The organism is Parabacteroides sp. PF5-6 (genome assembly GCF_029504695.1).
In the GTDB taxonomy this organism is placed as follows: domain Bacteria; phylum Bacteroidota; class Bacteroidia; order Bacteroidales; family Tannerellaceae; genus QVMG01.
On sequence record NZ_JAQFIN010000009.1, the window covers coordinates 43,697 to 66,115 of the forward strand.

At 45.6% G+C, this 22,419-nt stretch carries 16 protein-coding genes; 8 read left to right on the plus strand and 8 right to left on the minus strand.

What is annotated here, in order from left to right:
- Positions 1-94 precede the first annotated feature (94 nt).
- From M2133_RS11260 to M2133_RS11275, 4 genes are all read right to left on the minus strand, one after another.
- Positions 95-1,330 (minus strand): sodium ion-translocating decarboxylase subunit beta, encoded by a 1,236-nt coding sequence (locus tag M2133_RS11260; protein ID WP_277466232.1) that lies wholly within the window; start codon positions 1,328-1,330, stop codon positions 95-97.
- The gene (locus M2133_RS11265; RefSeq protein WP_277466233.1) at positions 1,330-3,264 is read right to left on the minus strand and encodes a biotin/lipoyl-containing protein; all 1,935 of its coding nucleotides are present in this window, start codon (positions 3,262-3,264) and stop codon (positions 1,330-1,332) included. The genes M2133_RS11260 and M2133_RS11265 overlap by 1 nt, the downstream gene beginning before the upstream one ends.
- 23 nt (positions 3,265-3,287) lie before the next feature.
- Entirely contained in the window at positions 3,288-3,590 is a 303-nt protein-coding gene (locus tag M2133_RS11270; protein ID WP_277466234.1) for an OadG family protein, read from the minus strand.
- A 434-nt stretch (positions 3,591-4,024) separates the two neighbouring features.
- On the minus strand, positions 4,025-5,560 hold the full coding sequence (locus M2133_RS11275; protein ID WP_277466235.1) for a sulfatase: 1,536 nt from the start codon (positions 5,558-5,560) through the stop codon (positions 4,025-4,027).
- Between the two features lie 154 nt (positions 5,561-5,714).
- Between M2133_RS11275 and M2133_RS11280 the strand changes: the two genes are divergently transcribed.
- A complete protein-coding gene (locus M2133_RS11280) occupies positions 5,715-6,665 on the plus strand; it encodes a tetratricopeptide repeat protein (protein ID WP_277466236.1) in 951 nt (316 codons plus the stop codon).
- On the opposite strand, the gene M2133_RS11285 is transcribed toward M2133_RS11280, so the two are convergent.
- Positions 6,662-7,951, minus strand: coding sequence for an iron-containing alcohol dehydrogenase (locus tag M2133_RS11285; RefSeq protein WP_277466237.1), 1,290 nt, complete (start codon positions 7,949-7,951; stop codon positions 6,662-6,664). The genes M2133_RS11280 and M2133_RS11285 overlap by 4 nt on opposite strands.
- A gap of 83 nt (positions 7,952-8,034) precedes the next feature.
- Positions 8,035-9,555, minus strand: a complete 1,521-nt coding sequence (locus tag M2133_RS11290) for a hypothetical protein (RefSeq protein WP_277466238.1) — start codon at positions 9,553-9,555, stop codon at positions 8,035-8,037.
- 165 nt (positions 9,556-9,720) lie between these two features.
- Between M2133_RS11290 and rbsK the strand changes: the two genes are divergently transcribed.
- The 6 genes from rbsK (at position 9,721) to M2133_RS11320 (ending at position 18,508) form a co-directional block, all read left to right on the plus strand.
- The gene (rbsK, locus tag M2133_RS11295) at positions 9,721-10,662 is read left to right on the plus strand and encodes a ribokinase (protein ID WP_277466302.1); all 942 of its coding nucleotides are present in this window, start codon (positions 9,721-9,723) and stop codon (positions 10,660-10,662) included.
- A 14-nt stretch (positions 10,663-10,676) separates the two neighbouring features.
- Positions 10,677-11,678, plus strand: a complete 1,002-nt coding sequence (locus tag M2133_RS11300) for a nucleoside hydrolase (RefSeq protein WP_277466239.1) — start codon at positions 10,677-10,679, stop codon at positions 11,676-11,678.
- Positions 11,679-11,683: 5 nt separating this feature from the next.
- The gene (locus tag M2133_RS11305; RefSeq protein ID WP_277466241.1) at positions 11,684-12,685 is read left to right on the plus strand and encodes a GRP family sugar transporter; all 1,002 of its coding nucleotides are present in this window, start codon (positions 11,684-11,686) and stop codon (positions 12,683-12,685) included.
- 29 nt (positions 12,686-12,714) lie between these two features.
- Positions 12,715-15,765, plus strand: coding sequence for a TonB-dependent receptor (locus M2133_RS11310; RefSeq protein ID WP_277466242.1), 3,051 nt, complete (start codon positions 12,715-12,717; stop codon positions 15,763-15,765).
- 18 nt (positions 15,766-15,783) lie between these two features.
- On the plus strand, positions 15,784-17,214 hold the full coding sequence (locus M2133_RS11315; RefSeq protein ID WP_277466243.1) for a RagB/SusD family nutrient uptake outer membrane protein: 1,431 nt from the start codon (positions 15,784-15,786) through the stop codon (positions 17,212-17,214).
- Between the two features lie 157 nt (positions 17,215-17,371).
- Positions 17,372-18,508 (plus strand): nucleoside hydrolase, encoded by a 1,137-nt coding sequence (locus tag M2133_RS11320; RefSeq protein WP_277466244.1) that lies wholly within the window; start codon positions 17,372-17,374, stop codon positions 18,506-18,508.
- Positions 18,509-18,598: 90 nt separating this feature from the next.
- Here the strand turns inward: M2133_RS11320 and M2133_RS11325 are convergent, their stop codons facing one another.
- A complete protein-coding gene (locus M2133_RS11325) occupies positions 18,599-19,138 on the minus strand; it encodes an FKBP-type peptidyl-prolyl cis-trans isomerase (protein ID WP_277466246.1) in 540 nt (179 codons plus the stop codon).
- Between the two features lie 9 nt (positions 19,139-19,147).
- Positions 19,148-20,689: a glycine--tRNA ligase gene (locus M2133_RS11330; RefSeq protein WP_277466247.1), complete on the minus strand. Its 1,542-nt coding sequence runs from the start codon at positions 20,687-20,689 to the stop codon at positions 19,148-19,150.
- A gap of 277 nt (positions 20,690-20,966) precedes the next feature.
- Between M2133_RS11330 and M2133_RS11335 the strand changes: the two genes are divergently transcribed.
- Positions 20,967-22,406: a Gfo/Idh/MocA family oxidoreductase gene (locus tag M2133_RS11335; protein WP_277466248.1), complete on the plus strand. Its 1,440-nt coding sequence runs from the start codon at positions 20,967-20,969 to the stop codon at positions 22,404-22,406.
- Positions 22,407-22,419: the final 13 nt, after the last annotated feature.

Genomic DNA, 22,419 nt, shown 5'->3' on the forward strand with positions numbered 1-22,419 from the left:
AAGGAAATAAATTTCCAATATTTAGCACACAAATTAAGGGAATTATTTTTGGATTACAGCATTTAGAGCTAATTATTTACGGAAATCAGCACAATTAGCCCAGGAAAGAAATCAAAACCCCGGCAGCCACAGCCGAGCCGATCACCCCGGAGATGTTGCTGGCCATGCAATACTGCAACACATGGTTTTTCGGATCGTGCTTCAGGGCGATCTCATTGGCCACGCGCGACGCCATCGGCACAGCGCTCAGTCCTGTGGCACCGATCAATGGATTGATCTTCTTCTTGGTAAAGAGGTTGAACAGCTTCACCAAGAAGATACCACCCGAGATCGACAGGGCAAACGCCAGGAAGCCGCCGACTACGATACCGATCGTGGTCCAGTTCAGGAACGCCTCGGCCGTCATCGTCGCCCCGACGCAAAGCCCCAGGAAGATCGTCGCCGTGTTCATGATGCTGTTCGAGATCGCATCGAACAAACGCCCGACAGAGGATCCCACTTCTTTCACCAGGTTACCGAACATCAACATCCCCACCAAGGGCACGGCGCTCGGGACCAATAAGGCCACCACTACGGTTACCGCTACCGGGAAGATGATCTTCAACACGCGCATATTCTTTATCTCCGCTCCCGAAGGGAACAGTTTCTCTTGCTCTTTCATATTGATCTTCAATTCCTTCTTCGTACAGAACAGGTTGACCACCAAAGGAATGATCACCGGCACCAACGCCATATAGGAATAAGCGGCAATCGCGATCGGGCCCAACAAATGCGGTGCCAATTTGATCGTCGTAAAGATGGCCGTCGGTCCGTCGGCCCCTCCGATAATACCCAGTGAAGCTGCTTCCTGTGGCGTGAAGCCCATCAGGATGGCTACGAGTAAGACGGTGAAGATGCCCAACTGGGCCGCCGCCCCGAAGATCGACAAGCGCAGGTTGCGCAACATCGGCCCGAAGTCGGTCAATGCCCCTACCCCCATAAAGATGATCGGCGGCAGGAAGCCGGTCTTGATCAGCATATAATACAGGAAATTCATGATCCCCAACTCATGAGCAATGTCATGCAGCGGCATTTCCCATATACTCTTCAGCGTGCCTTGTACGGCCACCATTCCGTTCTCATCTGCCTGTGTGATGCCCATCTCTCCACCGGGGAAATTGGCCAACAACACCCCGAAGGCGATCGGGATCAACAATAAAGGTTCATATTGTTTCTTAATCCCCAGATAGAGCAAGACGAAAGAGATGGCATACATGACGAGAAACTGCGGTTCGGCAATGATATTCCCGAACGCAGTCATTTCATATAGGTTCTCCAGTATTTCTTTCATCAGGCGATAGTCATTAATACGTCATCCTCGGATACCGAATCGCCTGCGGCGGGCAGGATCGCGGTGACCGTTCCATTGAACTCGGAGCGGACGGCGTTATAGGTTTTCATGGCTTCTACGTAGCAGAGCAGGTCGCCTTCTTTCACCACATCGCCCACTTTCAATGGCGCCTCCGAAGTGTCTTTCACGAGGAAGAACTTGCCTTCCAGGGGGGAGAGGACTTCTTCGCCGGAGGAGGCAGGGGCGGAAGGGGTTGAAGGGGCAGAAGGGGCAGAAGGGGTAGAAGGAACCGCAGGGGTAGCAGGTGCTGTTTCCGTTTCACCGAAGTTCACGGTTACCTTATAGGCCTGGCCGTTGACATCGACGGTCATCGTCTGCGGTGTGGTAGGCAACGACATGACCACAGGGCCTGCCGGAGCAACGGTCGGTGCCGGTGCCGGAGCGGCTTCCGCCGGTTTGCCGGCTTTTGCCTTTTCGGCTTTGCGCTTGGCGATATCGGCCAGGAATTCCACTTTGGCTTTGCCCGAGCGATAGGCTTCGTATTGTGCCGGGTGCATGGCGTATTCGAAGAGTTCTTCGTCGTCTTCGCCCACTTCCCATTGCTTTTCGTTCATCAGTTTGCGGTATTTATCCAGAGCATCCGGATAATTGCTTTGCGGGTCGCCGGTGAAGAACTCACGGCCTTCCGCTTTCGCCTTTTCGATGATCTCCGGAGCCAACGGACCGGGTAAACGGCCGGCTCTGCCCAGGATCATATCCCAGATATCATCGGCGATCATGCTCCAACGGGCTTTCCCTTTTTCCATCTGCATGACGTTCATCATCGCCAGGTTCTTTACATACTGGCTGAAAGGCGTAACCAATGGAGGATAACCGACGCGCGGCCAAACGTAAGCCACCTCGTCGAACAGTTTGATCAACAACTGATCCTGTGTCATCAACGCCTGGTTATTCTTCATCTTGGTCTTATTGATCGACTCCAGGTTCTTTTCCAGGTCGGACATCAGGCTACCCATCATGCCACCCGGCAGTCCCGGACCGATCAACAGCGAATTCATCAACCGGTTTTTCGGGCTGATATAGAAGCCCAACCAGTCGTCCATAAACTCCTGAACCATGCTGCGCACCTTCATATAGGCTTCCATATTGATCTCCGGCACGATATATCCGGCATCTTTCAACATGGCCTGTACAGTCAGAAGATCAGCATGTCCCGTTCCCCACGACAAAGGTTCCATACCCACGTCGATATAGTCGCAACCGGCATCGCATACCTCCAGAATAGAAGCTACACTAAAACCGGGACCGGCATGGCTGTGGTATTGGATAGGGATCTCCGGATGTTTCTCTTTGATATTGCGGACGATCTGTCCCAATGAATAAGGCCGGCCGATACCTGCCATATCCTTGATACAAATTTCGTCGGCACCCAGCTCGATCAGTTCCAGAGCCATCTTCGTATAATATTCTACCGTATGGATCGGTGAATGGGTGATGGAAAGGGCACACTGGGAAATCATTCCCGCCTCTTTCGCATATTGAATGGAAGGAGCGATATTGCGCACATCGTTCAATCCGCAGAACGTACGGGTGATATCCGTGCCCTGCGCCTTTTTTACCTGATAGAACAACTGACGAACATCGGCGGGCACGGGGCTCATCCGCAATCCGTTCAGTGCACGGTCTAACATATGCGTTTGAATGCCTGCCTCATGGAACGGTTTCGTCCATTCGCGCACGGCTTTATTGGGATTTTCGCCAAAAAGTAAATTCACCTGTTCAAAACCTCCGCCATTGGTTTCCACCCGGGCAAAACAGCCCATCTCAATAATAGCAGGAGCTACACGTACAAGCTGGTCAACGGTAGGTACATATTTCCCGGCAGACTGCCACATATCCCTAAAAACCAAGCTAAATTTAATCTCTCTTTTCATGATATCTAATTTGTCGTATTTATTTATAATTTTTTTATTTCCGTCACCTTGCCCTGTCCACCCGTAGCTACGCTTACGGCAGAGATGATCGCCGCCGTCTCTTCGGGAGATAAACCTGCCGTGCCCACAGTAGCGGCAGCAACAGGTGCAGATGCAGGAGCGGAAACCCGGGCCGGCGTTTGCTTCTTCACTACCATCTCTTCCGGAGCATAGGTATTGACCAGCGCAATAAGCCCTTTGCCCAGGTAGATCACAATCAGAAGGATGATAAATACCGTAGTCATACCGACTACCATCAACAGAAGCCCAGTTTGTATATTTTCCATAAGTATGAATTAATAGCGGCGCGAAAAACGTCTGATAATACCCTTTGTTATTCCATGAAAATGTTTCGAAAAACAATTTTCCGCCAAGTTATAAACAGCCGCAAAAGTACAGCTTTTTGCCTGCCCCTCCTATGGGCAAACTATTAAAAAATTGAAAAAATAAAGATATATTCCAAAAAGCAGAGCTAATTGAAAGCAAAACAATGGCTTTAATGATAGTTTGTCACTTATCTCTTCCTCTGCTAAATAACCCTCATTTCTCACCCGATTTTAAGCCCTTCAGACCTCCTTTTTTAAACTACCAGTACTTTGCGCACAAACTACTAATATTTTGTCGACAAACTACCGGTAGTTTGTTCGCAAACTACCGGTAGTTGTTGAGGAGAATATTAATATCTCATTTTCAGATGTTTATGAATATATATATATTTCGGTTATTCGACGGCATAGTAGGTCCGCAAACGGTCGAGTTCGCGATGCAGTTCCTGTTGCACGGAAGTATAGGCCGGGTCGGCGTAGAGATTGTTCATCTCGGTAGGGTCTTTTTCCAGGTCGTAGAGCTCCCAACAGTCGATATCGTGATAGAAATGGATCAGTTTATAGCGGTCGGTGCGTACGCCGTAATGACGCTTCACCGCATGCTCGGAAGGGTATTCATAATAATGGTAATAGAGGGATTGCCGCCAGTCGGCCGGATTTTTGCCTTGCAGAAGGGGCAGGAGCGATTCGCCCTGGATATCCTCCGGGATGGCTACGCCGGCGAGTTCGAGGAAGGTCGGGGCGTAGTCGATATTCTGTACCAATTGATCGACATCTCCCTTTCGGCCGCCCGGCAGGCGGGCCACCAGGGGCGTGCGGAACGATTCTTCGTACATGAAACGTTTGTCGAACCAGCCGTGTTCGCCCATATAGAAACCCTGATCCGAGGTATAAACGATCAGGGTGTTTTCCAATAACCCGTTTGCCTCCAGGTAATGCAGGACGCGCCCGATATTGCGGTCGACCGAGCGGATCACACTCAGGTAATCGCGCATATACCGCTGGAATTTCCATTCGGCCAAGGCGTTACCGCTAAGCCCTTGCGTTTTGAAGTCGCGGATGATCGGGTCGTAATAGGCATCCCACCGGGCTTTCTGCTCGGCATTCATGCGGTTGTAGAGGTTGCGTCCGGCACGCTCCAGCCCTTCGGAGGCGGTATGGATCTCGTCGGCTTTATCGGCCATCTTCAGGTCGTACACCAGGTCCATATCGTGGATGATACTCATCTCTTGCGCGGCTGCGGCCTGACGGTTTTCATACGCATCGTAGAAATTCGCGGGCAAGGGGAAGACCATATCATCGAAGACACCCAGGTCGCAGGTATCGGGCATCCAGGTGCGGTGGGGCGCTTTGTGGTGCAACAAGAGACAGAAAGGTTTCTCCGCATCGCGTTTGTTTTCCAGCCAGTCCAAGGCCAGGTCGGTCGTGACGTTCGTGGCGTAGCCTTCGATCTGCCGCCGCTGACCGTTATCGATAAACGTGGGATTGTAATAATCGCCCTGTCCGATCAGGATATTCCAATAATCAAAGCCGGTGGGCTCGGAGGTGAGATGCCACTTGCCGACGACGGCAGTCTGGTAGCCTGCCTGTTGCAACAGTTTCGGGTAGGTCTGCTGGCTGCCGTCGAATTCGTGCATATTGTCGATAAAACCGTTCTTATGGCTATGCTTGCCTGTCAACATACAGGCGCGGCTGGGTCCGCTGATCGAATTGGCCACGAAACTATTGCGGAAGACAACGCCTTCCTGTCCGATGCGGTCGATATGCGGCGTCCGGATATACCGCTGATCATAAGCGCTGATCGTCTGAAAGGAATGATCATCCGTCATGATATAGAGGATATTCATCTTTTTTTCCGGTTGGCTGTCCTTGCATCCGACGCAAGCGGCAAGCGACAATAAAGGCCATAGAATTGTGGTCTGAGCTTTCATCTGTACTTTGATTTTGAATTGGAGCGATAAAGATAATACTTTATTAATTAAGAATTACGAATGAAGAATTAAGAATAACGAATGACGTTCGCTCAGCGAAGCGTAAAGCAATTACATATTATTTTGTATGTTTGCACGATAAACAAAGAATGCCATGGGAATATTTTCATCTTTATTCTCTTCCTCCAAAAAAGAAGAGACACAGGAAGACAAACAACAAAACGGACAAAAGAACTTCGATATATTGAAATACGACGGTGTACGCGCCCTGCAGATCCGCCAGGTGAAGTATGCGATCCGCTGTTTCGAAGAAGCACTCAACATACAAAAAGATCCGGAGACGATGACTTTCCTGATCTCCGCTTACAGCATGGCTCAGGACACGGAAAGCGCCCTTGAGACGGCCGATGAACTGATCGAACTGGAACCGGAGAATACGGATGCCTTATTGACGCGCGTCAACCTGTATTTTATGGCCGACCGCGACAAGGATGCGATCGCCGATTGCGACCGGGTGATTGAATTGGATGAAATGAATTTCCTGGCGTGGATCCTGCGCGCGAAAGCCAAACGGGCCACCGGTGACTGGGAAGGCGCAGTGGCGGATGTTACCCGCTCGATGGCGATCAAAGAAAACTTCGCCGATGGCTATCTGCTTCGTGCCCAGCTGTATCTGGCGATGAAAAAAGGGGAAGAAGCGCTCGACGATGTGAATCAGGTCATCGCGTTAGTCGAAGAAGGCGAAGAGACGGCCCACCTCTTGCGCGGACAGATCTACGAACTATTGGGCGATCAGGATGCTGCACTCCAGGAATACCAGGAGGTATTGGCGCTTAACCCCTTCAATGAAGAAGCCTATCTCTTAGCCGCCCGCCAAATGATCGGCCGCCAAAAATACCCGGAAGCCCTGGCTCTCTACGACGAAGCCATCGAGCACAACGAACAATTTGCCCGCGCCTATACCGCCCGTGGGCAACTCAAAGAACAAATGGGTGATGCAGTCGGCGCCGCGCAAGACCTGCAAATCGCCGCCGAACTCGAACCCGAAGCCGGCACAAAAGAGCAGGCCGACTTCGACAACCTGTATAAAGGAGGTATCTTTTAATCCCGGTTTTTGATCCGGCTCATATCCCCTTCCTCCGCTGCTTCCAGAATAGGAGCCATATATTGGTCTACATCGGCGGAGGTCATCGGCACCGGCATATTCTTCAGTTTCGACTCCAATTTAGGATCCTTGGCGGCTTCGAGGCATCTTTTTTTATGGGCTTCCTTGTAGCCGGGCACCTCTTTCAGGGTGATGGGGAAACCGATGTCTTTCGACAGTTTGATCATGCCTCCGGCTAACGCCAATCCGAGATCACGACCTTCCAGCAATGCGATATCGCCATCGATATAACCTGCCTTTTTATAGATCGAAGCGACTTTCTTCAGCCGGTGGCCGATGGTGCTCGAGAAAAAGACTACATAGTAAGGGTTCATCAGGGCACAGGCACGTCCATGCGACAGGATATCGGTCAAAGAGAAACTATTCAGATGGGCGCCATTGGTCCCTCCGATCATAATGGCATATCCGCCCAGGTCCGTACCCAAGCCAATGGATTCGCGTGCATTACGATCCTCAGGATTATCGACTACCTTTTTGATCTGGCTGACGATCAGTTCGATCGCGGTCAGGCAGACAGGTTCCACTTTTTCATAAAGCGGTTCGGGAATGCCCATCAAGACTTCCAAGGCATGAGAGATCCCATCCAACGCACCATCGACCGTTAATGCCGGTGGTTGTGTGATGGAATAGGTATAATCGAATACAGCCCTGTCGGGAACCAGCGCTTCGTCGATCATCAACAACTTTTGTCCGGAACGCAGCTCTGTAATATTGGAATATTTGGTCAGGTGGGCCGCCGAACTGGCCACGGTCATTGCGGCAAAGTGAGGGAGCTTTTTTCTTCCGGTAGTAGAAAGCATTTGAGTCACTTCCCCCACCCCGAAGTAATCGTCGATATCCGGAAACGCGTCTCCCAAACAGTTGAAAGCAAGGGCCGCTTTGACGGCATCCGTCGTACTGCCTCCACCAAACGACAAGACGACATCAGGCGCCTGCTCTTCTATCTTCCGGGCTATGGTAAAGACGTCTTCCCGGGGAGCGTTAGGCCTTGCCCCACGGATATAATCACCGGCAATCGTCAGCCCTGCCTTCGAGAAGCTATCTTCAATCGTTTGTATGATAGGCAACGACCGCTCTTTCCCCAAACCATCCATAACGACAGAGACTCTTTTCCCCAATTTCGCCACCTCTGCCCCTAAGCAATCGATTACCCCTATCCCAAAAATGTACGCATCCCCCCTAAACTCAACCAGGAGCTGCTTAGCTTGTTGTTTGATTGTTTCCATGTTGTTTATATAGTTGAATTTTTTTACGCATGTCACTTAATATAACCCGAAACAAGGCCAATGTATTGTGTACCTTTTATCTTTTATCCCTCTTTTTTCTGCAAAACTTCTCTGAAGGGTCTCAAGGTCAATTTGCTTTCGATCCATGCCGGGAAGTCAAATATTTTTAAGATCTGCCGTTCATATTTGTTCCGGTGGATCTGAAGTATTTCTTTTTCCAGCTTTTCCCAAATCTTAACCCTTAGTTTCTCATATTTCGGGATAGGACATTGCAAAATGAACTTAAAAATGAGTTTTTCGGTCATATAGTCCTGGCTTTCAGAACGTATAGCCCTCTTTATCGATCGAATTTCATTTTCGAGCAAGTCGTAATCATGTAGTTCGACATCGATAATAAGGCTTAATAAACGGGCTGTTCTGTAGAGTGGATATGTTTGAAAGAGTTTCCCTTCCTGCATGATCCGCCGCATATTTCTACGCGCCTTCTTTAGTTCATTATTGCACAAAAAGATAATGACATTCGAAAGATTAAGCCGTAATTGATTTTCCAGATTCAATGATTTCATCTTCTTGTGGAGTATCTCCTCATATTCGGCAGCGAGTTGTAGGGCTTCCTCAAATCTTCCGAAACGGATATAGTACTCTGCCTGAGAGACGAATAACAAGAAGCGGACTTTCAATAAAAAATCTTCCGGATAGTCCCCGTTTGCCAAATGTTTCAGTTTCTCGACGAATAAAGGAATCTCATGATAGATCCCTGCCGTGAGCAAGCTGTTTATAATACCTTCGATAGTCGAAAAATAATATATGGGAGGGTTTCGCTTTAAATGACCATATTCATCAAACAGATCGAGCAATTCCGTATAATAACGGATTGCGGACTTGTAGCTCCCTGTATGCAGATAATAAGATGCCTGAAAAAGCAAGTGCAATTTCATGGATTCAAACCGATGATAATTATTATTCGACATCAGGTTGAGTTCGCTTAAGACCAGATCATTCATCGCTTCCTTTTGTTTATCTGATCGAACCTGATCCAGGTTGTACAAACGGTAGTTCAGTGTAGAGAATAAAGAGACATGCATATTCGTACTCCGGGTATATTTCAAGCATTCATTCAGTTTAGTATGCTTACTGACCAGTTCGCGTTCGGAAAAGTGCATGAAATCGTTTTCCATGATATATACAATTTCGGTTCGCCTGATAAGTAATAAAAGTATGTCCTGCTCAAAATCCTGAGCCAGTTGTTTGGCTTTCGATAGTTTTTGCAGAGCCTCTTTCACAAATTTTCGTTCATAAAGAGAGGACGATTGGGATATAAGATGAAATATCTCACCTTGTATATCCATTTTCTTATCCAGACAGACCAGACAATCCAATAGTTGGTCGTACAAGTACCGCACAGAAGTTTCAAGGCTTCTTTTTCCGTATTTCCGACAAAAAGATTTGTACACATCATCCACGGAATGAGATATTTCCAGTTTGTCGTAAAGGTATAAATACTCTTTTTTACCTTTCTGGAGGTTGCTCATCAGTTTGAAATAACGCTTTTCAGCCTTTGATAAAGTATTTATTAGCTGAGACAATTGCTCTAATCGGTTCATTTTTACAAGACGTTATTTATTTGATATTCAATGTATAATTCGACTCAAAATGCAAATATACAAATTTGGGTTTATGTTTTCATCTGAAAAAATGGATTGGTAGTAGAAAAACACATGAATACATTTGCTACAACGAAAAATCCGATTAACAATAAATCTAATAAAATGAAAATAGAAAAGGAAAGTTATTCTCTCAAAAGGCTGGCTGTGGTTGGCAGCAGTAATACGGATATGGTTATCAAAACAGATCATCTGCCCCGCCCCGGAGAAACCGTATTAGGCGGCACCTTCTTTATGAATCCGGGAGGGAAAGGGGCTAATCAGGCTGTTGCCGCTGCCCGTTTAGGGGTTTCCGTATCTTTTATATGTAAAACAGGCAATGACATTTTCGGGCATCAGTCTCATCAGTTGCTGGAAGAAGAGGGAATAGACACTTCGTATGTATTTTCAGATATACGCAATCCCTCCGGAGTCGCTTTAATTACAGTAGATGCTAATGGAGAAAACTGTATTGTCGTAGCTTCCGGAGCGAATGCCAATCTATTACCGAAAGACCTGGAAAAAGCGGAAGAGCTCATTAACCATTCGGATATTGTTTTAATGCAATTGGAAGTTCCGATGGAAACGGTTGAATATGTGGCCAAAGTAGCTTCTTCCAAATCCAAAAAGGTGATTTTGAATCCGGCTCCGGCACAACTTCTCTCTGAAGAACTATTGAGTCATCTTTTCCTGATTACGCCTAATGAGACAGAAGCGGAAATGCTATCAGGTATTCCGATAAAAGACATGGATTCAGCCAAGAAAGCGGCCGAAGAGATTGGGCGCATGGGAGTAGATAATGTAGTCATTACGTTAGGTTCTAAGGGCGCTTTGGTATATGGAGACGGCCAGTTTACAGAGGTAAAAGCGTTTAAGGTAAAGGCGATTGATACGACCGCAGCGGGAGATGTCTTTAACGGCGCTCTATGTGCGGCTTTATTAGAAGGCCAATCCCTGACAGATGCTGTTCTCTTTGCTTGTAAAGCGGCCTCCATTTCCGTTACCCGGAACGGCGCACAGGAGTCTGCCCCCTATAGAAATGAGATTGGATTATTATCATATATTTAAATAAGAATGGGATTATGAAAAAAGCATGTTGGTTTCTTGTACTCTGTTGTACTGTACTGATCGGATGTAATTCCCTTGGGAAAAGTGTAGAGACGAATAAGGTAAACCTTATTCTGGATACAGACTTGGGACCCGATTATGATGATGTGGGGGCTATGGCAGTAATGCATGCCCTGGCAGATAGCGGTCAGGTGAATATTCTGGCTACTATTTCCTGCAATAAAGATGAACGCGTGATACCTTGTATCGAGGTATTGAACTTCTATTTCAAGCGTCCTGATATCCCGATAGGGGCTCCAAAAGGGTTGGATGCTCCTTCCTTTACGACGTGGCACCAGACGAAATGGACGGATGCACTGCCGGCTCATTATCCGCACCGGACAAAGAAAACAACGAATGCTCCGGATGCTGTTCAGGTGTACCGCAAAATATTAAGTGAGCAACCGGACCGAAGTGTGACGATTTGTACGATAGGCTTCTTTACCAATTTAAAAGGGCTGCTCGAATCGGGTGCGGATACATACAGCCCTCTGTCCGGAAAAGAATTAGTGGCTCAAAAGGTCGTTCGTCTGGTCTCTATGGCCGGAGGTTTTCCGGAAGGCCGTGAGTATAACGTGTTTTGTGATACCCCGGCTTCCCTGGCTGTGACGAAGGAATGGCCTACCGAGATTGTTTTCAGCGGATGGGAAATCGGCGATCCTATTCTTACCGGGAAAGAATTAGTGAAGCTACCGCTAACAGACAGTCCCGTCAAAGAAGCCTATGCCTTGGCTTTTGCCGAAGGTGATCCGAATGGACGGATGAGCTGGGATCAGACAGCCGTTTTGGTGGCAATCAAAGGCATAGAACCGTATTTTCTTTCTGAGAGAGGGACGATCTCTGTCGATAATAACGGAGGAAATACCTGGATGGCGGATCCACAAGGCAAACATATCCGGTTAATTCGCAAACATCCACCGATGGAAATCGCAGCTATTATAGAAATGTATATGATGCATCAACCGATTAATAAATAACACTTATGTTTATCGTTCAAAGTTATCCGTTGGCCATTCTTTTTTGTTTTGTCACCATGCTCTGTTGGGGATCATGGGGAAACACGCAGAAATTAGCGTCGAAGACATGGCGGTATGAATTCTTTTATTGGGATTATGTGATCGGCGTTTTATTATTCTCTCTCCTTTCCGCACTTACGTTGGGGAGTATCGGTGCGGAAGGCCGGAGTTTCCTGGCCGACCTGGCGCAGGCGGATCCGGTAAACCTGGGAAGTGCCTTTTTAGGAGGTATTATTTTTAATGCGTCTAATATCCTGTTGTCGGCAGCCGTTTCCATCTGTGGGTTATCCGTAGCCTTTCCGGTTGGGGTGGGTTTGGCACTGGTCTTAGGTGTATTGGTCAATTATTTCGGTGCAGCCAAAGGGGAACCTTTATTCATTTTTGCCGGTGTACTTCTTATTACGATCGCTATTATTCTGAACGGGTTAGCCTATAAAAAGGCTTTGGTCGGTACCAAGCAGGTCTCCGCCAAAGGGATCGGGATCGCCATTGCCGCCGGTCTTATTATGGCCTTCTTCTATCGTTTTGTAGCGGCATCGATGGACCTGAGTAATTTCGCTGCACCGGCTGCCGGTAAGTTAACCCCTTATACTGCCGTCTTTATCTTTGCCGTGGGTGTTTTTGCCAGTAACTTCATTTTCAATACGATCGCAATGAAGCGGCCGGTTGAAGGCGAACCGGTTTCTATCTCCGGTTATTTCAAAGGGAAACCGCTAACCCACCTGGTTGGGATCCTTGGCGGTATGATCTGGTGTCTGGGACAATCCTTCAGTATGATCGCCTCCGAAAAAGCAGGAGCAGCTATCTCGTATGGATTGGGACAAGGCGCCACCTTAGTCTCCGCCTTGTGGGGTATCCTGATCTGGAAAGAATTCAAAGGCGCTCCAAAAGAATCTAATTATTTGAATGGAGCTATGTTTATCTTATTTATCATTGGCCTTGGCTTTCTAATATACGCAGGGGCATAGAAAATACATAAAACTTTAAATTACATATTATGAAACTAATTAATTCATGTTGCTTGCAACAGGAAAAAGTATTCCTTTTGCCTTTTTTGATCTTATCGTTGCTGTTTAACAGCTTGGGTGTATTGGCACAAAATCCCACATTCTTATTGAAAGGGAAAGTGGTTGATTCCTCTGGAAATGAGTTGCCTGGTGTTAATATTGTAGTGAAAAACACGACTAATGGGACATCGGCAGATATCAATGGGGAGTTTCAAATAGAAGTGTCCCAGGGAGAAATTCTCCTCTTTTCTTTTATCGGAATGAAATCAACAGAACATCAGGTGAGAGGCAAGGGATATATTCAAATTGTGATGGAAGAAGAAGGTATATTAATGGACGAAGTTATTGCAATTGGTTACGGAACCATGAAAAAGAGAGACATTACCGGGGCAATTGCCAGTGTCCCGGTTGCTGAGCTTCAGTCTCGTCCCAACCAATCATTCCTTCAAATGTTACAAGGAGTTGTTCCCGGTGTTAGAATCACAAGCCCTTCCGGTGCCAAACCTGACGGGACTACATCTATTCGTATCAGAGGAGCCAGTGCGGTTAACTCCGGTGCAGACCCACTTTACGTCATAGATGGATTTGCCGGATTCGGAGATTTGACAACAATTAATCCATCTGATATTGAGTCTATAGAAATTCTAAAGGATGCTTCTTCGACAGCCATTTATGGAGCGCGTGGAGCAAATGGAGTCATTCTCATTACGACAAAGCGAAATAAAGACTCTAAATTACAAATCCATTTTGACGCCTATGGGGGAGCCCAAGTCGTACAAAAGAAATTAGATTTACTAAATGCTACTGAATTTGCAGAATATGCCAATGCCGTAGAAGTCGCAGGAGGGCGAAAGCCTATATTTGATAATCCGTCTGCATTTGGAAAAGGAACAGATTGGCAAGATGAGATATTCAGAACGGCTGCCATCCAGAATTATCAATTATCATTAACAGGAGGTAATCAGGCTATTCAGTATTACATTTCAGGAAACTACTTTTCGCAAGATGGGGTGATTATCGGTTCCGGCTTGTCACGCGGAAGCTTAAGAATAAATCTTGACAGCCAATTAAAGAAATGGTTAAAGTTCGGTGTCAATTTAACCGGATCAGAAACAAAAACAGATCATGACAATACCGCAGCAACAACGGCTTCGGTTACGATTTCCCCCATTTTGAAGGTAAAAGATGAAAATGGAAAATGGCTTTCCAATACAGATTTAGTGGCTCAATATGGTGGTGGTTTTTACAATAAAGGTAATCCTGTCGCCCTGGCAGATGGGATTACAAAATTCACAAAGCGCTCACATGTGATCGGTAATGCCTATTTTGAGTTTGATGTAATCGAAGGGATGAAGTTAAAAATAAATGGTGGGGTTGATATATCTAATGGTAAATACAATTGGTACGAACCCAACGGTACACCGAAAGAAGGGGGAGCTAATATCGGAGGAACGGCTCAAGTTTCAGCCTCTCGTTTTTTCTCCTGGCAAAATGAAAATACGTTATATTACAAAAAACGATTGGGGGAAAATCATTCTTTAGATGCATTAATTGGGGTCACATTTCAAAAGACCAATTATGAAAATGTAACAGCTACTGCACGAAACTTTATAGACGATCATTACTTATACCATAATCTGGGGTTAGGGAGCGATCAAAGGCCATCTTCTTCAGGCTATTACGATTGGTCTTTAAACTCTTATCTGTTCAGGGTCAATTATGGATATAAAGATCGTTATTTATTCACATTTAGTTCCAGAGAAGATGGTTCTTCCAGGTTTGGAGAAGATAGTAAATACGGATTTTTCCCTTCCGGTGCTTTTGGATGGAGAATTTCGGAAGAAGATTTTATGAAATCTATCCAACAGGTGAACAATCTTAAATTAAGATTATCAGCCGGTGTTACCGGAAATCAAGAAATAGGGAATTACAATTCTTTGGCACAAATGGGAGGATACGGTTATCTTTTTGATGGGAACAAACATATAGGGATTGCTCCAACCTGGGTTGGTAATCCGGATCTGAAATGGGAACGTACCAGTCAATATGACGTAGGTATTGATATGGATATGTTTGATCAAAGGGTCTCGATCGTGATGGACTACTATTACAAAAAGACAACCGATATGTTGCTAAACGTTCAACTACCCTATACTTCCGGATTTGCAACGAGCCTTCAAAATATAGGATCAGTAGAAAATAAAGGTTTTGAATTTAGCATCAATACACATAATATTAAAACCAAAGACATAGATTGGCGTACTTCATTTAATATCTCGATCAACAGGAATGAAGTCCTGGATTTGGGTGATGATACAGAGATAATAAGTAACGGATTAATGTCTTGGTTTGGTAGTTATAGTATTACAAGAGTAGGAGAACCGATGGGATTATTCTATACCTATAAGAATATAGGAATCTGGCAAAAAAACGAAGCGGAAGAAGCTAAAAAATATGGCGCTATTCCTGGCGACCAGAAGATATGGGACAAAAACAACGACGGAATGATCAATTCCCTTGACCGGGAAATCGTAGGTAATCCACATCCCGATTTTACCTTTGGCTTTAATACATCATTCAGATACAAAAACTGGGACATGAGTCTTGCTATTGATGGTTCTTATGGGAACGATATTATGAATGAGTCATACATCGATGTTAATCATCCCAATGGTTCTACTAATCAAATAAAAGAAGCATTCCTGAATGCATGGTCTGAATCCAATCCGTCAAATAAATACGTACGCCTGGGAAGTGACATCACTCCCCGATCGTCAAGTTTGTATATAGAAGACGGTTCTTTTTTAAGAATAAAAAATATATCACTGGGATATAACTTCGACAATAACATGTTGAATTCTATAGGAATCCAAAGGCTTAGATTATTCTTGAGCGCAGAGAATGTATATACGTTCACAAATTATTCCGGTCTCGATCCTGAAGCGAACACCTTTGGAAGCAATAATCTGCTGATGGGATATGATTATAATTACTATCCGCAAGCCCGTACTATCACGGGTGGTCTTAGTTTGTCATTTTAATATTCAAAAACAATCGTTATGAAAAAGATAGTTATGTATTGTATGGGGGTTCTTTTGAGTTTTCAACTGATATCCTGCCATGATTTTTTGGAAGAACATCCGAAAACATTTATTAGTCCAAGTGACTTTTATAAAACAAAAGGACAGGCAGAAGCCGGTGTGAATGCAATTTATGCCATACTCACCTGGGGTGGAGGATATGGCAATTTCTTCCCCATAGGAGAATTTCCTACGGATCAGGCAATTCTGGCTTATCCGGGGCAACCGACTTACCTGGTTTTAGAACAAATGACCTTCGACTCTGCTAATGGTATTTTTGAAACGATGTGGAAAGAACACTATGACGGAATCAATAAAGCGAATTTAGCTATCAAAAGAATTCCTGATACTCCCGAAATCACAGAAGCAGATAAAAACTCTTTATTGGGTGAAGCCTATTTCTTACGCGCTCTGTATTATTTTAATCTGGTACGTTGGTTTGGAGATATCCCTTTGTTGACAACTCCTACAGAAAAACTTCAGGAGTTAGAGGTTTATAGGGAATCACAAGAACTCGTTTATCAACAAATCGTCAATGACCTCCAGTTTGCCGTGAATAATTTGCCCGACACCCCTCGCCAAACAGGACGTGCCGGGAAAGTGGCGGCCAAAGCATTATTAGGGAAAACCTACGCTACAATGGCTGGTGAACCATTAAAGCAAAGTGATAAATGGAGCTTGGCGAAAACTATCCTGGGAGAAGTCATATCGGATCCATCACGTCATCTTTTCCCTGACTGCATTGAAATGTGGAAAGAAGAAAATGAAAATCACGAAGAATTCATTTTCTCTGCCCAATTCAATGGTACTGACTATAACAATTATAATCCCAGAAGATTTGCTCCACGCTCGAGCAATATACAAGGTGGAGAAAGTTATGGGGAAATTGCGCCATCCCAGTTATTTCTCGATTCATTTGATCCAGAAGATTTACGATTAGGTCTTTTCAAAACAGAGTATCCAAGATATAACAGCACGGATATAGTCGTATTTGACAAACCTTTCTGCTTCAAATATTTTGATATATGTAACAATGGCCAAAGTGGAATAAATTTCCCGATTATTCGTTATGCAGATGTACTTCTGCTCTATGCAGAAGCTTCTAACGAGGTGAGTTATGGCGAACAAAAAGCTTTTGATTGTTTAAATGCGATCCGAAATAGAGCAGGACTCTCCTCGCTGACAATTGCTGAAATGAATCAAAACGAGTTCAGGAAAAATGTTTCTGATGAGAGAAACCATGAACTATGTTTTGAAGGGCATAGATGGTTTGATCTCATTCGTACCGGACAATTTTTCAACACATTGCAAGCAGCGGGAAAGAATGTAAAGGAAAATCAAAAACTATTCCCCATACCACAAAGAGAGAGGGATATCAATCCTAACCTGGAACAGAATCCAGGTTATTGATATGTTGCATAAGAACCTCTTTTAGAACTTTATCTACACTTTAGATGTCTTCTGATTCTATATATAGTATATCGTTGTTATGATATGCTATATATAGAAACAGTTTGATAATTTATTTCATATCAGTTGTGATTGGTAAAACAAGAGTAAAAAACGAATGGTAATAGTAAGAATATATATATTATTGATATTTCTAATTACAAGTTTCTTCCCTATTTTCGGACAGGAAAGGAGAATTCCCATTATTTATTCTACTGACCTGTATCACCCGCCACAAGATCCGGATGATCATTATGATCTTGCGTTGCTGGCCTGCCTGCCGGAATTAGAGGTGAAAGCGGTTGTTTTTGATCAGGCAACGTTTTGGCGTGGTCCGGAAGAAGTTGGGATTGCTGCTTTGGAACAAATGGCTGTGATTAGCGGAAGAGCCATTCCGCCACAAGCATTAGGGCTGCGAGAGCCGTTAAACTCGACTTCGGATAAAGCACAAGATCAACCTGAAGAATATCAAAAAGGAGTAGATCTTATTCTCAGGACACTAAAAGAATCGGAACAGAAAGTTATGATGTTCTTAGTTGGAAGTTGCAGAGATTTTGCTGCTGCATTTAATCGAGCTCCCGAATTATTCCGAGAAAAAGTTTCATCCATATATGTCAATGCCGGTAACGGACCTGATGGTTTGCAAACCGAATGGAATGTCAAATTAGATCCTTATGCTTATGTCTGCCTGATCGAAAGCGGATTACCTATATATTGGTGTCCCTGTTTTTCAGAATATAGACTTTCAACACCACAAGAGGTTATAGAAAAGAAAGCTTTCAATACCTATTTTATTATTCCGGATCAGACCAAACTTTTAGAACATGCTCCTCTTGATCTAAAGAATTTTTTCGATTATGCATTGAACGAATCAACAGAGGAGCCGATTGGTTTTCTGAAAAACAATATTCCACAGATCTCTTCTACCCCAAGGAATATGTGGTGTACAGCTCCTTTTCTTCATGCCGCCGGAAGAAAAATATACCATGCCGACGACGGATATATAGCGTATCAAAATAACTTAGCAGAACAGCTTGGACCGAGAGGTAAGGAAGTGGAAGTATATACATTCGAGCCTATATCTGTATGTCAGGAAAAAATGCAAACAGATGATTTTATGGGTAAAGAAGTTGCTGTTCCACTCTTTGTCAAAAAAGAACAAACCCTTGCTCCTTCCCTTCAGATCTTTCGTTATACAAACCCTGCATTTAATACGATAATGACTTCCATTGTATCTAATCTCTTTGAACAATAGATGGATCAATTTTAAATAATAAAAAGGAATAGTCCTTCGAAAAGACTATTCCTTTTTGCTGTTTTAATATTTCATCAATTTACTTCATCCTCAAGGTTCCACAATCTCTACCACCTCGACTTCGAATTTTAGGGTGGTGTATGCGGGGATGCCGGAGCTGCTACTGCTGCTGCCGTAGCCCATGTTGGAGTTCATCCAGATTTCCCAGCGGTCGCCGACATGCATGTTCTGAAGGGCGGTGGAAAAGCCGTCGACCACACTCTTTACAGGGAAGTCGACTGCATTCTGATAGGGAGGTTCAGCCGAGTCGAATACATCGCCGGCTTTCACGTTGATCTTGTCCGATTTATATGTGACCACGTAAGAGCCCGTATAATAACATTTTACCGTGCTGTTGTAGTAGATCCGTTCGGTTCCCGTTCCTTCTTTCAATACTTTATAATAGATGGAACCGGCATTGCTCTGGGACTTTAATGCCTTATATTCCTTATTGGCAGAGATCGTAAAGAAAGCTTCCTGGTTCAACTTGGCCCATTCCACGTCAACCTCTTCATCATCATCATCTCCGCAAGATGTGGCAACCATTGCACACAACATGATCATAGCCAGATACCAAAACTTTTTCATCATTACTCGTTTTTAAATTATTTCTTTCAACATTGTTTTCATACTTACCTTTTCGGTAATAATAGCCTCCAATTGATCGATCGCTACGCGTTCCTGTTCCATCGTGTCGCGGAAACGGATCGTGACGCAGTTGTCTTCCAACGTCTGGTGGTCTACCGTGATACAATAAGGCGTACCGATCGCATCCTGGCGGCGGTAGCGTTTACCGATCGAATCCTTTTCATCATACTGGCAACGGAAGTCGAAGCGCAACATATTGATAATCTCTTCTGCTTTTTCAGGCAGTCCGTCTTTCTTGACCAGCGGCATCACCGCCAGTTTAACAGGTGCCAACGCAGGAGGTAATTTCAATACGACACGTGATTCTCCGTTTTCCAATGTCTCTTCGCAATAAGCGCCGGCCAACACACTCAGGAAGCAGCGGTCGACCCCGATAGAAGTCTCCACCACATAGGGTGTATAGCTCTTATTCAATTCCGGATCGAAGTATTGCAGTTTCTTACCCGAGAACTTCTCATGCTGGCTCAGGTCGAAGTCGGTCCGGCTATGGATACCTTCCACTTCTTTGAATCCGAAAGGCATTTCGAATTCGATATCGGTCGCCGCGTTCGCATAATGCGCCAGTTTTTCATGATCATGGTAGCGGTATTTTTTATCGCCCAAGCCCATGGCTTTGTGCCATTTCAGGCGGAATTCGCGCCAGCGGTTGAACCATTCCATCTCTTCTCCCGGACGAACGAAGAACTGCATCTCCATCTGTTCGAATTCGCGCATGCGGAAAATGAACTGACGGGCAACGATCTCATTGCGGAACGCCTTACCGATCTGCGCGATACCGAAAGGTATTTTCATGCGGCCGGTCTTCTGTACGTTCAGGAAGTTCACAAATATACCCTGTGCTGTTTCCGGACGGAGATAGATCTTGGTCGCCCCATCGGCAGTCGAGCCCATATCGGTCGAGAACATGAGATTGAACTGACGCACTTCGGTCCAGTTGCGCGAGCCGGATATCGGGCAAACGATTTCACAATCCAGAATGATCTGACGAAGGTCTTCCAGGTTCGAATCGTTCAACGCCGTGGCAAAACGATTGTGGATCTCATCCCATTTTGCCTGGTATTCCAATACGCGTGCATTCGTAGCGCGGAACTGGGCTTCGTCGAAGGCTTCACCAAAACGTTTGGCCGCTTTGGCCACTTCTTTATCCATCTTCTCTTCGATCTTCGCCAGGTGGTCTTCGATCAAGACATCGGCGCGATAGCGTTTCTTGGAGTCTTTATTGTCGATCAACGGATCATTGAATGCGTCCACATGGCCGGATGCTTTCCAGATGGTCGGATGCATAAAGATCGCCGAATCGATCCCGACGACATTCTCATGCAAGAGCGTCATGCTGTCCCACCAGTATTTCTTGATGTTATTTTTCAATTCAACCCCATTCTGCCCGTAATCGTATACTGCGCCCAGCCCGTCATAGATCTCCGATGAGGGAAAGACAAAACCATACTCCTTACAGTGCGAAACCAACTTCTTGAAAACATCTTCTTGTGCCATATTTCTTATGCTTTAAACTTCTAACTTCTAACTCACAACTTCTTAGAAAGGTGCAAAGTAACGAAAAAATATTCAAACCACTAAGGCGCTCACGTAGTTTGAAAATAAAACATTGCGCTTTTGTCGACAAAACACCGCACTTTTGTCGACAAAACATTAATGTTTTACAAACAAAACACCGGTGTTTTGAAGTTTAATTCGAGAGAACCACTTATATTTGTCGTTTAAATCATGTTCGTGTTTGCGCAAACATCAAATAACTAAATAGATATTTACCATGAATTCAAACGAAAATTCCCGCCGCTTGTTCCTCAAACAAGCACTTGCGCTTTCAGCAGCCACCGCAGTCCCCACGTTCTGGACACCGGCCAAAGCCGGTATTATTCCCGGAGCCCCTCGTGTCAGTGCGAATGATAAAGTGAATCTTGCCTTGATCGGTATCGGAAACCGGGGCGGTGAGATCGCGAAAGACTTTATTAAAACCGGTATGTGTAACATCGTCGCCCTGTGCGATGTGGATATGGGAGCACCTCATACGCAGGAGTTGATTTCCATGTATCCGAATGTGCCCCGTTTCCAGGATTTCCGGAAGATGTTCGACAAGATGGCCGGACAGATCGATGCGGTGACGGTAGGTGTGCCCGACCATGCCCACTTCCCGATCACGATGGAGGCGATGGCGCATGGCAAGCATGTGTATGTGGAGAAACCGATGGCTCGCACGTTCAACGAGGTGGAACTGATGATGAAAGGCGAAAAGAAATACGGTGTGGTCACTCAGATGGGTAACCAGGGCCATTCCGAAGGCAACTACTTCCAGTTCAAAGCCTGGAAAGAAGCCGGAATTATCAAAGACGTTCGGGCGGTGACCGGTCATATGAATAACCCGCGCCGCTGGCATAGCTTCGATCCGCGCATCGTCAGCTATCCCAAAGGGGAAGCGATCCCTTCCACGATGGACTGGGATACCTGGTTGGGTGTAACGCAACACCATGATTTCAACGCACACGCCTATCATAACGGACAGTGGAGATGCTGGTACGACTTCGGGATGGGTGTTCTGGGCGACTGGGGCGCGCATATCCTGGATACGATCCATGAATTCCTGGATCTGGGATTACCGACGGAGATCAAGCCGATCTATCTGAAAGATCATAATCCGTTCTTCTATCCGATGTCGTCGACCCTTGAATTTAAGTTCCCCGAACGCGGAAATATGCCGGCAGTGGATATCACCTGGTACGATGGGTTAGACAATATCCCGGCCGTGCCCGATGGTTATGGCGTTTCCGAGATCGATCCGAACATCCCGACCGTTGCCGGAGGAAAGATCCAGCCCGCGAAACTGAATCCGGGGAAAGAAATCTATACCGATACGTTCACGTTCAAAGGCGGCTCACACGGTAGCACCCTTTCGATCATCCCCAATGAGGTAGCGAAAGATATGGCCGGCAAACTGCCCGAAGTGCCCAAAAGCCCGTCGAACCACTTCGAGAACTTCCTATTGAGCTGTATGGGTAAAGAAAAACCCCGCTCGCCGTTCTCCATCGCCGGCCCGTTAAGCCAGGTGTTCTGCCTGGGTGTCTTGAGCCAGTGGACCGGCCAGAAACTCTTGTTCGACCGCGAAAAGAAAATGATCACCAACAACCCGGTGGCTAACCAACTGCTCTACGGCGCCGTCCCCCGTCAGGGCTGGGAACAGTATTATAAAGTATAAGAACTTATATACT